14 protein-coding genes and 1 pseudogene are annotated in these 15,136 nt (G+C 73.4%); 9 read left to right on the top strand and 6 right to left on the bottom strand.

Annotated features, from left to right (window positions below):
* Window positions 1–13: 13 nt before the first annotated feature.
* Complete coding sequence (locus tag ABZV00_RS03160) at window positions 14–1,255, bottom strand: glutamate-5-semialdehyde dehydrogenase (protein WP_355601413.1); 1,242 nt, start codon at window positions 1,253–1,255, stop codon at window positions 14–16.
* Between the two features lie 29 nt (window positions 1,256–1,284).
* Complete coding sequence (gene proB, locus ABZV00_RS03155) at window positions 1,285–2,442, bottom strand: glutamate 5-kinase (RefSeq protein ID WP_355601411.1); 1,158 nt, start codon at window positions 2,440–2,442, stop codon at window positions 1,285–1,287.
* 13 nt (window positions 2,443–2,455) lie between these two features.
* Here proB and ABZV00_RS03150 point away from each other — a divergent pair, with 13 nt between their 5' ends.
* Genes ABZV00_RS03150 through ABZV00_RS03140 form a run of 3 tightly spaced genes read left to right on the top strand, consistent with a single transcriptional unit; the run spans window position 2,456 to window position 5,751 of the window.
* Complete coding sequence (locus tag ABZV00_RS03150; RefSeq protein ID WP_355601409.1) at window positions 2,456–2,770, top strand: MGMT family protein; 315 nt, start codon at window positions 2,456–2,458, stop codon at window positions 2,768–2,770.
* Window positions 2,771–2,802: 32 nt separating this feature from the next.
* Complete coding sequence (locus tag ABZV00_RS03145) at window positions 2,803–4,212, top strand: MFS transporter (protein WP_355601407.1); 1,410 nt, start codon at window positions 2,803–2,805, stop codon at window positions 4,210–4,212.
* Between the two features lie 27 nt (window positions 4,213–4,239).
* Window positions 4,240–5,751, top strand: coding sequence for an aminotransferase class V-fold PLP-dependent enzyme (locus tag ABZV00_RS03140; protein ID WP_355601405.1), 1,512 nt, complete (start codon window positions 4,240–4,242; stop codon window positions 5,749–5,751).
* A gap of 67 nt (window positions 5,752–5,818) precedes the next feature.
* Here the strand turns inward: ABZV00_RS03140 and ABZV00_RS03135 are convergent, their stop codons facing one another.
* Together ABZV00_RS03135 and ABZV00_RS03130 are read right to left on the bottom strand one after the other, a co-directional pair.
* Window positions 5,819–7,021, bottom strand: a complete 1,203-nt coding sequence (locus tag ABZV00_RS03135; RefSeq protein WP_355601403.1) for a hypothetical protein — start codon at window positions 7,019–7,021, stop codon at window positions 5,819–5,821.
* Entirely contained in the window at window positions 7,014–7,550 is a 537-nt protein-coding gene (locus ABZV00_RS03130; RefSeq protein ID WP_355602002.1) for a SigE family RNA polymerase sigma factor, read from the bottom strand. Before ABZV00_RS03130 ends, ABZV00_RS03135 begins: the two co-directional genes overlap by 8 nt.
* A gap of 247 nt (window positions 7,551–7,797) precedes the next feature.
* Here ABZV00_RS03130 and ABZV00_RS03125 point away from each other — a divergent pair, with 247 nt between their 5' ends.
* A complete protein-coding gene (locus ABZV00_RS03125; RefSeq protein WP_355601401.1) occupies window positions 7,798–8,379 on the top strand; it encodes an NADH-quinone oxidoreductase subunit B family protein in 582 nt (193 codons plus the stop codon).
* 88 nt (window positions 8,380–8,467) lie between these two features.
* Complete coding sequence (locus tag ABZV00_RS03120; RefSeq protein ID WP_328420628.1) at window positions 8,468–9,784, top strand: DUF2252 domain-containing protein; 1,317 nt, start codon at window positions 8,468–8,470, stop codon at window positions 9,782–9,784.
* Between the two features lie 16 nt (window positions 9,785–9,800).
* Here ABZV00_RS03120 and ABZV00_RS03115 read toward each other — a convergent pair whose 3' ends face one another.
* A complete protein-coding gene (locus tag ABZV00_RS03115) occupies window positions 9,801–10,847 on the bottom strand; it encodes a glucose 1-dehydrogenase (RefSeq protein WP_328420626.1) in 1,047 nt (348 codons plus the stop codon).
* Between the two features lie 119 nt (window positions 10,848–10,966).
* Between ABZV00_RS03115 and ABZV00_RS03110 the strand changes: the two are divergent.
* Together ABZV00_RS03110 and ABZV00_RS03105 are read left to right on the top strand one after the other, a co-directional pair.
* Window positions 10,967–11,533, top strand: a pseudogene (locus ABZV00_RS03110) (NADH-quinone oxidoreductase subunit C); the annotation flags it as partial.
* A gap of 314 nt (window positions 11,534–11,847) precedes the next feature.
* The gene (locus ABZV00_RS03105; protein WP_210917475.1) at window positions 11,848–12,810 is read left to right on the top strand and encodes a complex I subunit 1 family protein; all 963 of its coding nucleotides are present in this window, start codon (window positions 11,848–11,850) and stop codon (window positions 12,808–12,810) included.
* A 12-nt stretch (window positions 12,811–12,822) separates the two neighbouring features.
* Here the strand turns inward: ABZV00_RS03105 and ABZV00_RS03100 are convergent, their stop codons facing one another.
* Complete coding sequence (locus tag ABZV00_RS03100) at window positions 12,823–13,842, bottom strand: glutathione S-transferase C-terminal domain-containing protein (protein ID WP_328420619.1); 1,020 nt, start codon at window positions 13,840–13,842, stop codon at window positions 12,823–12,825.
* 143 nt (window positions 13,843–13,985) lie between these two features.
* Between ABZV00_RS03100 and ABZV00_RS03095 the strand changes: the two genes are divergently transcribed.
* Both ABZV00_RS03095 and ABZV00_RS03090 read left to right on the top strand, forming a co-directional pair.
* Window positions 13,986–14,417: an ester cyclase gene (locus tag ABZV00_RS03095; RefSeq protein ID WP_355601397.1), complete on the top strand. Its 432-nt coding sequence runs from the start codon at window positions 13,986–13,988 to the stop codon at window positions 14,415–14,417.
* A 94-nt stretch (window positions 14,418–14,511) separates the two neighbouring features.
* Entirely contained in the window at window positions 14,512–15,132 is a 621-nt protein-coding gene (locus ABZV00_RS03090; protein ID WP_328420615.1) for an NADH-quinone oxidoreductase subunit I, read from the top strand.
* Window positions 15,133–15,136: the final 4 nt, after the last annotated feature.

Genomic DNA, 15,136 nt, shown 5'->3' with positions numbered 1-15,136 from the left:
GCGGCCCGTACCGCTAGCGCAGGTGCCCGTCCCCGGTGACCACGTACTTGGTGCTGGTCAGCTCGGGCAGGCCCATCGGGCCGCGGGCGTGCAGCTTCTGTGTGGAGATGCCGATCTCCGCGCCGAAGCCGAACTCGCCGCCGTCGGTGAACCGCGTCGAGGCGTTCACCATGACCGCCGCCGCGTCCACCCGGGCGACGAACTCGCGGGCGGCGTTCGCCGAGTCGGTGAGGATCGCCTCGGTGTGCCCGGTGCCGTAGCGCCGGATGTGCGCGACCGCCGCGTCCAGCGAGTCGACCACCGCGACGGAGATGTCCGCGGAGAGATACTCGGTGGCGTAGTCCTCCTCGGTGGCCGGGACCACGGCGGCGGAGTGTCCCGCGACCTCGGGCGAACCGTGCACGGTCACGCCGGCCTCGGCGAACGCGGCCAGCATCGGCGGCAGGAACGCGTCCGCGACGTCCGCGTGCACCAGCAGCGACTCGGCGGTGTTGCAGGTGGACAGCCGCTGGGTCTTGGCGTTCAGCGTCACCGCTACGGCCTTCGCCACGTCGGCGGCGGCGTCCACGTAGACGTGGCAGTTGCCCACCCCGGTCTCGATCACCGGCACGGTCGACTCCTCGACCACGGTGCGGATCAGTGACGCGCCGCCGCGCGGGATGAGCACGTCGACCAGCCCTCGGGCGCGCATCAGCTCCTTGACCGACTCGCGGGAGCTGGCGTCGAGCAGCTGCACCGCGTCGGCCGGCAGCCCCGCCCCGGCGACCGCGTCGCGCAGCACCGCGACCAGCGCCGCGTTGGAGTGCGCGGCCGAGGACGACCCGCGCAGCAGCGCCGCGTTGCCGGACTTGAGGCAGATCCCGGCCGCGTCCACGGTCACGTTGGGACGTGCCTCGTAGATGATGCCGACCACCCCGAACGGCACCCGGATCTGGCGCAGTTCCAGGCCGTTGGGCAGGGTCGAGCCGCGGACCACCTCGCCGACCGGGTCGGGCAGCGCGGCCATCTGGCGCAGCGCGTCGGCGATGCCGGCCACCCGGCCCGCGTCGAGGGCGAGCCGGTCCAGCGCGGCCGCAGTCAGCCCGGCGTCCCGACCGGCCGCCAGGTCCGTCTCGTTGGCGGCGAGGATCTCCGGGGTACGCGCCACCAGGGCGTCGGCCATCGCGGCCAGCGCGGCGTCCTTGGCGGTACGCGTCGCCACGGCCAGTTCCGCGGCGGCGTCCCGCGCCCGTCGGGCCTGCTCGACGACGCTCATCCTGCACTCCTCACGTGATGACAAGCTGCTCACAGCAGTACGAGGTCGTCGCGGTGGACGACCTCCCGTTCGTACGCCGGGCCGAGCGCCGCGGCGAGTTCGGAGGTGGAGCGACCGAGCAGCCCGGGCAGCTCCACCGCGTCGTAGTTGACCAGCCCTCGGGCGACCGGCGCGCCGGCGGTGTCCACCAGGTCGACCGGATCGCCGGCGGTGAACGTCCCGTCCACGGCGGTGATGCCGGCCGGCAGCAGCGACTTGCGCCGCCCGACGACGGCGGCCACCGCGCCCGGGTCGAGGTGCAGCCGCCCCCGTGGTGAGGTGGCGTGGGCGAGCCAGAACAGCCGGGCCGCCGGGCGCTGCCGCTGCGGGTGGAACAGCGTGCCGACCGGCTCGCCGGCCAGCGCCGGGGCGGCCAGGTCGGCGGCGGTGAGTACCACCGGGATGCCGAAGCCGGTGGCGATCCGGGCGGCCTCGACCTTGGTCACCATGCCGCCGGTGCCGACCCCGGAGCGGCCGGCTTTGCCGATGGCGACCCCGGCCAGGTCGGCCTCGTCGCGGACATCCGCGATCCGCGTCGAGTGCGGGCGGGCCGGGTCACCGGTCCAGAGTGCGTCCACGTCGGAGAGGAGCAGCAGCAGATCGGCGTGCACCAGCGCGGCCACCAGGGCGGCCAACCGGTCGTTGTCACCGAACCGGATCTCGTCGGTGGCCACCGTGTCGTTCTCGTTGACGATCGGCACCGCGCGCAGGTCGAGCAGCTTGCGCAGGGTGCGGTACGCGTTGCGGTAGTGCGCCCGTCGGGTCACGTCGTCGACGGTGAGCAGCACCTGCCCGACGGTCAGCCGGTGCCGGGCGAAGCTGGCCGCGTACCGGCCGATCAGCAGGCCCTGCCCGACGCTGGCGGCGGCCTGCTGGGTGGCCAGGTCGCGCGGGCGTCGGGCCAGCCCGAGCGGGGACAGGCCGGCGGCGATGGCGCCCGAGGAGACCAGCACCACCTCGCGCCCCTCGGCGGCGAGCCTGCCGAGAGCGTCGACCAGCGCGTCGACCCGCTCGTCGGCCAGCCCGCCGCTGGCGGTGGTCAACGAGGAGGATCCGATCTTGACGACGACCCGTCGGGCCGCCGTGACTGCGTCGCGCACCCGCCCATTCTGCGTGGTCGGTGCGGCGCGGCCCGGTCGCGTTCCCATATCGTGGCGGACTGTGACTCCGGACGAGTACGTCGAGGCGGTGCTGGACCTGGTCGAGCGGATCCCGCCCGGGCGGGTGATGTCGTACGGCGCGGTGGCCGACGCGCTCGCCGAGCGCTCCGGCCGTGCGTCGGCCCGGCTGGTGGGCAGCATCATGGCCCGGCACGGCGGCTCGGTGCCCTGGCACCGGGTGGTCACCTCCGCCGGTCGGCTGCCCCCGGGGCACGAGCGGGAGGCGCGGGCCCGGCTGCGCGCCGAGGGGACACCGCTGCGCGGCGAGGGCGTGGACATCCGGGCCGCGGGTTGGTCGCCGGATGAGGGGATGTGACCGGCGCCATAACGTGAGTGACATTCGGCCCCATGAACCCGCCGCCGGGTGACGCCGGCTCGCCCGCCGCCGGTCCGCTGCCCCGGTCGGTGCACGCCGGGTACTCGCTCGGCTCACTGGCCACAGGCGCGTTCGGCACCGTGCCCGGTCTGCTGCTGCTGCCGTACCTGACCGACACGCTGGGCGTCGCCGCCGGGGTGGCCGCCCTTCTGGTGCTGCTGCCCAAGGCATGGGACGTGCTGGTCAACCCGGTCGCCGGGCGAATCTCCGACCGCACCCGGTCGCGCTGGGGCGCCCGCCGGCCGTACCTGCTCGTCGCCGGCCTCGCGCTCGCCGTGCTCTTCGCGGCCATCTTCGCCGCACCGTTCGGCAACGGACCGGCCGCCCCGGCGTACGTGGCGCTCGCCTTCCTCGCCACCGCCACCGCGTTCGCCTTCTTCCAGGTGCCGTACGTGGCGATGCCGGCGGAGCTGACCGACGACTACGCCGAACGTACCCGGCTGATGACCTGGCGGATCGCCGTGCTGGCACTGGCCATCCTGGTCTCCGGCGCGGTCGCCCCGCTGGTGGTGACCGCGAGCGGTGACGGCCTGCCTGGGCACCGGTGGATGGGCCTGTTCGTGGCGGTGCTGATCGCCCTCGGCGCCGTCGGCGCGTTCTTCGGCACCCGGTCCGCCCCGACCGGCACGGTGGGCGGCAGCGAGCCGACGCTGCGCGCCCAGCTCGCCGTGGCCGGCGCCAACCGGCCGTTCCGGGCGCTGCTGATCTGCTTCGTGGTGCAGTCCGCCGGCGTGGCGACCATCCTGGCCGGGGTCAACTACTTCGCCGGGCAGATCCTGCGCGACGAGCAGAGCGGCCCGACCCTGCTCTTCGTCTGCTTCGTCGGGCCGGCGCTGCTGGTGATGCCGCTCTGGACCCGGGTGGGCGCCCGGCTGGGTAAGCGAGCCGCCCTGGTCGCCGCCGCGCTGATCCTCGCCGCCGGGGCACTCGCCCTGGTCGCCGCGCCGGCGCTGCCGCCGGTCGCGGTCTACCTCCTGGTCGCGGTGATCGGCGTCGGCTACGCCGGTCAGCAGGTGTTCGCGCTGGCCATGTTGCCGGACTGCATCGCGTACGACACGGCGCGCACCGGCCGGCGACAGGCCGGCGTCTTCACCGGCCTCTGGACCGCCGGGGAGACCTTCGGTCTGGCCCTCGGCCCGGGCATCTACGGCCTGGTGCTCCAGTTCTCCGGCTACGTCTCCTCCGACACCGGCACGGCGGCCGCCCAGTCCGACACCGCCCGCCTCGGCGTCCTGCTCGGCTTCACCGTCCTGCCCGCCCTGCTGGTAGGTCTCCCCGTCCTCCTGCTGCGCCGCTACACCCTCACCCCCGCCCTCCTCGCCGCAGCCACGCACAACCGGCGCGTCGATCATGGGGTTGTGGTGGGGGACGAAAGCCATTGACCGTCACGAGAAGGGCACCACAGGTCCATGATCGACGAGAACAGGGTGTGGGCCGGGGCGCTGTCCCGGGACGGGGTGGCGGCGGACGTCGCGTTGGCCGAGGTTCGGGAGCTGCGCGCGGGCGATCGGCCGACCCACGGCGGGCGGCTGTTCGCGTACGTCTACGACCCGGCGGTGCCGGGGCTGGACGACCTCGCCGCCGCCGCACACCGGGAGAGCGCGCACGTCAACGGGCTGGACCCGACCGCGTTCCCGTCCCTGCTGGCGATGGAGAACGCGCTGGTCGGCGCGGCCGGCCGGGTGCTCGGCGGTGGGCCGGGCACGACCGCCCCGGACGTGGTCGGCAGTGTCACCAGTGGCGGCACCGAGTCACTGATCCTCGCGGTCAAGGCGGCCCGGGACGCCCACCCCGAGCTGGCCGCACCCCGGATCGTGGGGCCGGCGAGCGCGCACGCGGCGTTCGCCAAGGCGGCGCACTACCTGCGGGTGGCACTGGACGTGGTGCCGGTCTCCCTGGACACGCTGCGCCCCGACCCGGCCGCGATGGCCGCCGCGATCCGCCCGGAGACGGTGCTGGTGGCCTGCTCCGCGCCGTCGTACGCGCACGGCGTGGTGGACCCAGTCGCGGAGATCGCGGCGGCGGCGGCCGAGGCCGGGGTGCGCTGCCACGTGGACGCCTGCTTCGGCGGCTGGACCCTGCCGTACCTGCGCCGCCTCGGTGCCCCGGTGCCGGCGTTCGACTTCGCGGTACCCGGGGTCACCTCCATCTCGGTCGACCTGCACAAGTACGCGTACGCGCCGAAGGGGGTGTCCGTGCTGCTGCACCGCGACGCCGCGCTGCGCGCCCCGCAGTACTTCGCCTACGCGGACTGGCCCGGCTACACGATGATCAACCCAACGATCGCCTCCACCCGCTCGGGCGGGCCGATCGCCGCCGCGTACGCGACCCTGCGGCACCTCGGCGACGCCGGGTACCTGGCGCTGGCCGAGCGCACCCGGGAAGCGGTGGCCGGGCTGGCCGCCGCCGTGCGCGGGGTCGACGGGCTGCGGCTGATGGCCGAGCCGGAGTCCACCGTGGTCTGCTTCACCGCCACCGAGGGCGGCCCCGACCTGTTCGTCCTCGTCGATGAGTTGACCGCGCGCGGCTGGCACACCCAGCCGCAGTTGTCGTACGCCGGCCTGCCGGCCAGTGTGCACCTCACGGTGACCGCCGCGGTGGCGCCGCGGGTGGCCGAGTTCGGGCCGGACCTGGCCGACGCGGTGGCGGCTGCCCGGGCGGCCGGCCCGGTCCAACTGCCCGCGGAGTTGAGCGCCGTGGTCGGCGCCCTCACGCCGGACGCGTTGACCCCGGAGTTGGTCGTCGGCCTGGCCGCCGGGCTGGGCCTGGGTGCCGAGCCGGGTCCGGACGGCGACTCGGGCGTCGGGCCGCTGCCCGAGCGGATGGCGCTGGTGAACACGCTGCTCGACGCCGCGCCGCCAGCGCTGCGCGAGCGGCTGCTGGTCGAGTTCGTCGGCCTGCTGCAACGCCCGAGCTGGTGACGGGAGCGACGGCCGTGCCGCACGCCACCCGGCGTACGGCACGGCCGTCGCGAACCCGTCGAGCGCTTCACCGATAGGCGATCCGGACCACGTTGTCGGCGTCGTGGGTGTCCAGCAGGAAGTTGAACCCGCTGTCCATCGGCCGGGCGTCCACCTCGGCGGTTCCCGTGCCCACCGTGACGCCCTCGCCGGCTCGGAAACTCAGCGTGAGCGTCATCTCGGCCCCTGCCTCCAGCCTGCCCAGGTCGCAGGTCACCGGCTCCTGGGTCGTCTGCGGCTCGTTGCGGCACGGGGCCCAGCCGTCGACGTCCGGGCGCACGCCTGGGGGCACGTTCAGCCGCAGCGACACGTACGGGACCGGCCCGGCGCCCCGGTTGCGGATCCGTACCGTCGTCGTACCCGTGTGGGAACCGTCCGACGCGGTGCCGAGCACCAGATCGGTGGCGGTCACGGCGAGATCCGCCGAGTGCGGGTTCGGGCCGAAGCTGGTCGGGCCGGAGACCTGGGCGAAGGCGTCACCCTGCCAGCGGTAGCCACGCCACTGCCGCTGTGACCACTCGCCGGGCCAGCCGCCTCCGGGCGCGATGTCGCCGACCTGCGCCCGTACCGTGCCGTCGTCGACGACGTCGAGCGCGAACAGCCACTGCGGCTTGTCCTTGGTCGTCGCCACCACCCGACCCAGCGTGACGAGCCGGCCGGTGTCATCCCGGTCGAAGACGACCACCTGCTGCGGACCGCCGGTGCCGAGCACGCACTGCACCAGCGCCACCGTCTCCACCGCGCCGTCCCCGTCGACGTCGCCGTGGTCGAGCGCCTGGAGCCAGTTCGCGCCCTCCCGGGCGTCGGCGGTGAGCCGTACGCCCGACGTCGGGCAGCCGCGTCCGGCCCGCCACGCCGGCAGGGTCACCGGCGCGCCCAGGAGCTGCGACCGGCTGAGCCGGCCGTCGGGTCCGGGCGAGGTCGGGCTGGCGCTGGTCGCGGAAGGGCTGGCGGTCGGGCTGGGTGGGGCGCTCGACGGCGACACCGGCGCGCTTGGCGTGGGCTCGACCGGACCCGGGCGGAGCTCCGGGTCGTTCATCGCCGCGTACCCGACGGCCGACCCGCTGAACAGCGCGAGCACCACGGTGGTGGTCGCCGCCAACCGGCGACGGCCGCGCCCTCGTGCCGCCCGCCGGACGGCAGCGGGTCCGGGCACCTCGACCTCGGCCAGCACGGTACGGCGGTAGTGGGCGAACTCCTCGGCGAGGCCGAGGGTCTCCTGCTCAGACATCCCGCACCTCCTCGTTGGTGTCGCGTAGGTGTGTCGCGAGGGCAGCCCGCCCCCGGTGCAGCCAGGACTTGACCGTCCCCTCGGCGACCCGTTCCTGGGCGGCGATCTCGGCGATCGAGAGGTCGGCGAGGTAGTGCAGTACGACGGCCCGCCGCTGCTTTGGGGGCAACTGCGCCAGCGCAGCGTCGACAGCGACCCGGTCGGGGCTCGGCCCCGCTACGTGCGTCTCCCGCTGCCGCAGCAGCCACGCCTGGGCGGTGCGCAGCCGCCGCCAGCGGTTGTGGGCGAGGTTCCAGGCGACCCGGCGCACCCAGGCCAGCGGGTCCTCGTACCGGGCCAGCCGGTCCCACCGGGTGTACGCCCGGCAGAACGCCTCCTGAACCAGGTCCTGCGCCTGCCCGCGGTCGCCGGTGTACGCGGTGAGCTGCACCACCAGCCCGCGGAAGTGGGCGTGATAGAAGTCGTCGAAGACCAGCTCGGCCGGCGGGGGGACTGTGGTTCCCGGTGGCTCGGGTGGGGGTCCACCCACCCGTACGTCTCTCGTCACAAGCACTCGTCCTCCCCGTGGTGGCCGCGGGCGGTGAGTCCGCCAGCACCGGTCACACAACCGGACGCGTCGGCCGGTTGCGCACGACGGCGGAGGTTCTATGTCGGGTGCGGGACATCCGGGCCCGGCCGTTCTCGGCGCCGTACCCCGATAGAAGTCCACAGCGGCCCTCGGGGTTGCCGCCGGACGCTGTGGTTGACTGTCCAGTGGGTGACAGGAGGGGGGCGTCGTGCAGCTACCGGCAGTGCTGGGAGAGCCGATCCGGTTCGTGCTGAACTGGGGGCGCCGCTACTCGCTCTGGGTCTTCAACTTCGGCCTGGCCTGCTGCGCGATCGAGTTCATCGCCACCAGCATGGGCCGGCACGACTTCATGCGGCTCGGCGTCATTCCGTTCGCCCACGGTCCCCGGCAGGCCGACCTGATGGTGGTCTCCGGCACGGTGACCGACAAGATGGCCCCGGCGATCAAGCGGCTCTACGACCAGATGCCGGAGCCAAAGTACGTCATCTCGTTCGGTGCCTGCTCCAACTGCGGCGGCCCCTACTGGGATTCGTACTCGGTGACCAAGGGCGTCGACCAGCTCATCCCGGTCGACGTCTACGTGCCCGGCTGCCCGCCCCGGCCGGAGGCGCTGCTGCACGGCATCCTGCGCCTGCAGGAGAAGATCGCCGCCGAGCAGTCCGGCATCGGCGGGGTGCCCCGCCCGGATCTGCTCGCCGCGCCGCTGGACGCCCCGCCCCGCGAAGCCGCCGCCCCGCGTTCCGTCGACTCGCTCACCGCACCTCCGGTACGCCCGCCCACCGCTGACTGAGACGGCCCCCACCTCGCCCGGTCGGCCCGAGCGGACCAGTCGGTTGTCTGATCACCCGGGGTGGTGGGGCCGGGCTAGCCTGCGGACCATGAGCAACCCCGTGGACCAGCGGTCCGCCCACATCCTGCACGTGCTCACCGAGGAGTTCGGCGCCTCGATGGCGATCGACCCGGCCGCCTTCCGCCGTAAGTTCCGCAAGATGGCGGCGTCGCCGTTCGCGTTCTACCGGGGCAGCGCCGCGCTCTTCTACGCCGACCAGCGCGGCGACTTCGCCGACGACCGGTTCCTGGACGAGCGGACCGGCCGGGTGTGGATCCACGGCGACCTGCACGCGGAGAACTTCGGCACCTACATGAACGCCTCCGGGCAACTGGTGTTCAACGTCAACGACTTCGACGAGGCGTACGTCGGGCCGTTCACCTGGGATCTGCGGCGGTTCGCGGCCAGCGTGGCGCTGCTCGGCTACAGCAAGGCGCTCTCCGACACGGTGATCGGCAACCTGGTGGCCGGCTTCGCCCGGTCGTACCTGACCGAGCTGCGGGCGATCGCCGCCGGTGGGGACGACGCGATCGGCTCGATCACCCTGGACAACGCCGACGGGGTGCTGCGCCGGGTGCTCCAGCAGGCCCGGCTCAACACCCGGGTCGACCTGCTCGCCACGCAGACCACCATCGACAACTACGAGCGACGCTTCTCCGTGAGCGACGGGGTCTTCGAGATCGACGGGGACACCCGGGCCAAGGTCCTCGCCGCCTTCCAGGGTTACCTGGGCACCCTGCCCACCGCCTCGGCCCGGCCGCGCCCGGTGGCGGCACAGATCAAGGACGTGGTGCTGCGCAAGGGGGTGGGCATCGGCTCGGCCGGGCTGCCGTCGTACAACCTGCTGCTGGAGGGGCACACCCAGGCGCTGGAGAACGACGTCGTCATCTACATGAAGCAGGCGCAGGTGCCGGCGGTGGCGCGGTACGTCACCGACGAGTCGGTCCGGGGCTACTTCCAGCACCAGGGCCACCGGACCGCCGAGTCGCAGCGGGCGTTGCAGGCGCACGCCGACCCGTGGCTGGGCTTCACCGAGCTGGACGGGGCCGGCCAGCTCGTCGCCGAGGTCTCCCCATACGCCGCCGACCTGGACTGGTCCGACGTCAACGAGCCGGAGGAGCTGACCGGGGTGCTCGTCGACCTCGGCCGGGCGGTGGCCCGGATGCACTCGGTCGCCGACGACGAGTCCAGCCACGACCTGGTGGACTACTCCACCGAGGAGGCGATCGTCGCCGTGGTGGGCGCCGACGAGTCGGGCTTCGTCACCCATCTGGTGGACTTCGCGCACGCGTACGGGCTGCGCGCCCGGGAGGACCACCAGCTCTTCGTGGACCTGTTCCGCAACGGCCGGCTGCCCGGCATCTGAGCCGGCAGCGCGTTGATCAGGAGGCGAACTCCAGCACCACCTTGATGTCGTTCGCCTCGGCGGTGTACGCCTCGGCGTACCGCTCCACCGGCACCCGACGGGTGAGCAGCGATTCGAGCCAGGACTGGTCGGCGCGGGCGAGTGCCTGCGCGGCCATGGTCCAGTGCCGCCGGTTGGCGTTCACCGAGCCGAACACGACGTTGTTCTCCAGCACCAGTGCCCGGTTGAGCGCCCCGGCGTCGAAGTCGATGGTCCGGCCGCCGCTGGACACCCCGGCCAGGCAGACGATCCCGGTCGGGGCCGCCTTGCACATCACGTCGATGACCACCGTGGGCGCACCGGTGCACTCGACGACCACGTCCGGATCGAAGGGCAGGTCGTTGACCGGCACCGCGTGGTACGTGGCGCCGAGCGCGGCAACCAGCTCCGGTTTCGGCCCCGAGGTCGCCCGGTCCAGCACGTGGACGGCGAGCCCGCGCTGGGTGGCGAGCAGCGCGGCCAGCAGCCCGATCGGCCCGGCCCCGGTAACCAGGACCGTCTGCGGCTGCCACTCGGCCCGGTGCCCGATCCGCTCGATGTGGTCCCACGCCTTGGCCACCACGCTGGTCGGCTCCAGCAGCATGCCGACCCGGGCCAGTGCCGGGTCGAGCCCGACCGCGAACTCGGGCTCGATCCGCCAGCGGTCGCGCGCGAAACCGGGCAGCGCCTTGATGCCGTGCTCGGTGTACTGCCCGTTGCGGCACATGTCCCACTCGCCGACCGCGCAGTTGGGGCAGGGCACCGGGTCGGGGTGCCGGACGATCCCGGCCACCAGGTCGCCCGGTTGCAGGGTGCCGGTCGGATCCTCCAGCACCCGGCCCAGCGACTCGTGCCCGATGATCAGGCGGTCCGCGCCGGGCGGCGCCTCGCCGTAATCCCCAGCGATGATCTCGTGGTCGGTGCCGCAGATCCCCACCGCCAGCGCCTCGACCAGGACCGCACCCTCCTCGGGCGGCGGCTCGGGCTGATCCTCGATGAGGCTCAGCGAGTTGGCGACCCCTGGTTTCACAGTCACAGCGCGCACGCCCCTCATCTTTCCCCGCCGACCGCCGTGCCGTCCGCAAAGCGGGCAGATCGCCGGGTGCCGGCGGTGGACCGGCGCGGGCCGGGCCCACGCGGGACAGACGTCCTAGGATCAGCGGCATGACTCCCGAAGAGGTCGGCGCTCGGCTGGTCGCGCTGCTCGCTCCGGTCGAGGCGACCCCGTCGGTCTCCGGCGGGCAGCGGTTCGCCCGGGCCACCGTCGACGTGCCGCCGGCGAGTTGGCCGGAGGCGGTACGCGCCGCCCGCGACGACACCGAGCTGGCCTGCGACTTCTTCGACTGGCTCTCGGCCGTGGACGAGTTGGCCGAGGGCTTCGACGTGGTGGCGCACCTCTGGTCGACCCGGCTGCGGCACGGCGTGTTGCTGCGCACCCGGCTGCCCCGCGGCGCGGCCACGGTGGCCTCGGTGGTCGACGTCTACCCGGGCGCCGCGTGGCACGAGCGGGAGACGCACGAGATGTTCGGCATCGGCTTCGCCGGTCACGGCGAGCTGCGACCGCTGTTGCTGCCGCCTGAGTTCGAGGGCCATCCGTTGCGCAAGGAGTTCGTGCTCGCCTCCCGGGTGGCCAAACCCTGGCCGGGCGCGAAGGAACCGGGCGAGTCCGAGGCCGGCGGTGGCCGTCGACCGATCCGCCCGCCGGGCGTGCCGGCGCCGGGCGAGTGGGGGACCACACCCACCCCGGCCGGCGCGGGCGGCGTGGGGGAGGGTCCGCGTGGCGGCACCCCGGCCCGACCGGCCGGTGAGCGGCCCGCGCGGCCCGCTCCGGGGGCCCGTCCGGCGCGTACTCCCCGGCCTGCCGGCACCGCCGACGGCCCGGCCCCGGCCGACCAGCCCGCGCCCGGCGCCGGCCCGGCCCCGACGGACAAGCCCGCGCCCGCAGCCGGCCCGGGGGACAAGCCCGCGCCCGGCGCGGCCGACGGTCCGGCTGCGGACCCGCCGGCGCGCGACGACCGGACCGAGCACGACGGGGGTACGGCCTGATGCCGCTCTGGGTGGAGCTGGTGCTGCGGGTGGGTGGCGTGCTGGTCGCGTTCCTCACCCTGCCGTTGCTGGTCGGGCAGGCCGAGCACAAGGTGATGGCGCACATGCAGGGCCGGCTCGGTCCGATGTACGCGGGCGGCTTCCACGGCTGGGCGCAGCTCGTGGCGGACGGGGTCAAGTTCGTGCAGAAGGAGGACATCACCCCCCGCGAGGCGGACCGGGCGGTCTTCCGGCTGGCGCCGGCGGTGGCCCTGGTGCCCTACCTGCTGGTGCTGCTCGTCATTCCGCTCGGCCCGAACGACCTGGTCGGGCAGCCGTTGGACATCGGCCTGTTCTTCGTGCTGGCCGTGGTCGGCGTCGGTGTGGTGGCGGTGCTCATGTCGGCTTGGGCGTCGGCCAACAAGTACAGCCTGCTCGGCGGGCTGCGCGGGGCCGCCCAGTTGCTCGGCTACGAGCTGCCGCTGGTGCTGGCCGCCGCCTCGGTGGCGATGGCGGCGGGCACGCTCAGCCTGTCGGGCATCGTCGAGGCGTGGCAGCCGTGGTGGTTGCTCTGGCAGGCGCCCGCGATGATCATCTTCTTCGTCGCTGGGCTGGCCGAGATCCGCCGGCCGCCGTTCGACATGCCGGTGGCCGACTCGGAGCTGGTCTTCGGGTACATGACGGAGTACACCGGCCTGCGCTTCGCGTTCTTCCTGCTCGCCGAGTACGTCGGCATCGTGGTGATCGCCGCGCTGACCACGGTGCTGTTCCTCGGCGGCTGGCAGGGTCCGTTCGCCGACGATCAGCTGGGTTGGCTCTGGACCCTGCTCAAGGTCTTCGCCGTGGCGTTCGTGATCATCTGGCTCCGGGTGTCCTACCCCCGGCTGCGCGAGGACCAGCTCCAGCGGCTCTGCTGGCTGGTGCTGGTGCCGGCTTCCCTCGCGCAGCTGGTGCTCACCGCCGCCGTGCGCATCGCCCTCTGACTCGGCCGCGGGTCAGCGCAGCGGGGTGTGCGCGGGGTCGACGGGCTCGGCCGGGGGCGGTGGCGGCGTGCCGTCGCCGAAGGGCCGGCCACCGAGGGCCTCCCGACCGTGCGGGGTGATCCAGTTGGACAGATCAGGGCCGAGCGGGACGATCCCGGTCGGGTTGATGTCCAGGTGCACCTCGTAGTAGTGCCGCTTGATGTGATCGAAGTCGATGGTGTCGCCGAACCCGGGGGTCTGGAACAGGTCCCGGGCGTACGCCCAGAGCACCGGCATCTCGCTCAGCTTCTGCCGGTTGCACTTGAAGTGGCCGTGGTAGACCGGGTCGAAGCGGACCAGCGTGGTGAAGAGCCGCACGTCGGCCTCGGTGATGGTGTCGCCGACCAGGTAGCGCTGGCCGGCCAGTCGCTCGGTCAACCAGTCCAGCCGGTCGAAGAGCCGGTGGTACGCCTTGTCGTACGCCTCCTGACTGCCGGCGAAGCCGCACCGGTAGACGCCGTTGTTGACGTCCCGGAACACCATGTCGTTGACCTCGTCGATCTCCGCCCGCAGGTGTTCGGGGTAGAGCTGCGGGGCGCCCTCGCGGTGGTACGCGCCCCACTGCGTGGACAGGTCGAGGCTCATCTGTGCGTAGTCGTTGGTCACCACCTGCCCGGTCGGCACGTCGACGATCGCGGGCACGGTGATGCCCCGCTCGTAGCCGGGGAAGCGCTTGAAGTACGCCTCCTGGATGCGCTCGATGCCGAGCACCGGGTCCCGCCCGCCCGGGTCGAGGTCGAACGTCCAGCTCCGGGCGTCGTGGGTGGGACCGGCCACCGCCATCGAGATGTCGTCCTCCAGACCGAGCAGCCGCCGCACGATGATCAGACGGTTGGCCCACGGGCAGGCCCGGCTGACCACCAGCCGGTACCGGCCCGGCTCCACCGGGTACCCGTCCCGCCCGTCGGCGGTGATCCGGGTGGCGATGTACCGCTGGTCCCGGGTGAACTCGGCGCCCGGCTCGACGTACTTCCCGCGTGTTTCCTCGCCCACGTCACTCCTCCGGTTGCTTGCCGTCTCGTCCCCATCGTCGCGGATTACGGTCCGCGCTGCGCGCCGGCGTGCGATCCGGCCACGACCGCCTCGCGATCCGACCGGTCCTGCCCGACCGGTTCGGTGCCGGCTAACCTGCCGGGATGACGGATGTGGAGGCGGCGGCCCGGCAATTCATCGCCGACGTGTGGAACGCCCGCCGGGAGGAGTCGGCGTACGAGCTGATCGCCGACGAGTGCCCCGGGCTGGGCGGCACCGGCCCGGAGGCCACGCTGGCCTGGCACCGCGAGCGGCGGGCCGCCTTCCCGGACCTGCGCTACAAGATCGTGGACGTGCTGGCCGCCGGTGAGCGGGTGGCAGTGCACTGGCGGGCGGCCGGCACCCAGGCCGGGCAGTTCGGGCCGGTGCCGCCGACCGGGCAGGTGGTCAGCTACTCCGGGGCGACGTTCCTGCGCTTCGACGCGAGCGGCCGGATCGTCGAGGTGTGGAGCTGCAACGAGCTGTTCCAGCTGCTCCAGCAGCTCGGCGTCGAGATGCTCCCGCCGACCGGAGGTATCGCCGCTACCGGCGCGTGAACCGGTCCAACGGGATGGTCAGCTCTCCCCGCGACCACGGGTACCGCCGTCGACGCACGGGTGGTGGTCGCGCGCGCCGGGGCCACAGGGCAGGATGGTCCACATGAGCGACCCCAGCGAGCACGGCGACCCGGCCGGCGCCAGCGAGCGCGGCCTTCCCGGCGCGGGCCTGGTAAAGGGGCTGGCGGTCACCCTCAAGACGATGACCAGCCGCTCGACCACGCAGCAGTACCCCGACGTCGTCCCCGAGCTGCCGCCCCGCTCGCGCGGAGTGATCGCGCTTTCGGAGGAGAACTGCACGGTCTGCATGCTCTGCGCCCGTGAGTGTCCGGACTGGTGCATCTACATCGACTCGCACAAGGAGGAGGTGGCGGTCCCCGGCGCCGCCCGCCCCCGCCAGCGCAACGTGCTCGACAAGTTCGACATCGACTTCTCGCTCTGCATGTACTGCGGCATCTGCATCGAGGTCTGCCCGTTCGACGCGCTGTACTGGTCGCCCGAGTTCGAGTACGCCGAGTACGACATCAAGGACCTGCTGCACGACAAGGACCACCTCGGTCAGTGGATGGCCACCGTCCCGCCGCCGCCCGCGCACGACCCGAACGGCGATCCGGCCAAGGAGGAGACGGCGGCCGCGCGTAAGGCGGCCGCCGCACGCCCGGCTCCGCCGGCGGTACGCCCCGAGCCCGGCACCGACCCGGGTCCCGCGTCGTGACGGC

This window comes from Micromonospora sp. NPDC005173, assembly GCF_040608515.1.
GTDB lineage: Bacteria > Actinomycetota > Actinomycetes > Mycobacteriales > Micromonosporaceae > Micromonospora.
The sequence above is the reverse complement of the archived record's forward strand: the minus strand, read 5'-3'. Positions and strand labels throughout refer to the sequence as shown.